The organism is Vibrio sp. 10N.261.52.A1 (assembly GCF_002876325.1).
Lineage (GTDB): Bacteria > Pseudomonadota > Gammaproteobacteria > Enterobacterales > Vibrionaceae > Vibrio > Vibrio chagasii.
Genome location: NZ_MCYD01000535.1, coordinates 6,197 through 6,428 on the forward strand (window position 1 = coordinate 6,197; position 232 = coordinate 6,428).

Annotated in this window: 1 protein-coding gene; it reads left to right on the forward strand. The window is 42.7% G+C overall.

Going from position 1 to position 232, the window contains the following annotated elements:
* The coding region (locus BCT81_RS07660; protein ID WP_277869804.1) for a ParB family protein at positions 1–232 on the forward strand (232 nt) is incomplete at both ends.

Here is a 232-nt window from a genome sequence, read left to right on the forward strand (position 1 = left end):
CAATGCTCAGGCTGAGCAGAACCAAGAAGACGTTAAAGAAACGCTCATCACTTGCCTAAAAGCTGAGTTAAAGGTAGTGGAAGCCAAACAAGAGTCAGACAAAGCTGTCGTGACTCCTCTAGTTGAATTCAACAGTAAGGGAATGTTCGCACGTAAAAAAGTGAAAGGCCGTAATTTTTCGTATGAGTTTGGACGGTTATCTAAGGATGTTCAAACCGAGCTTGATGAAGCA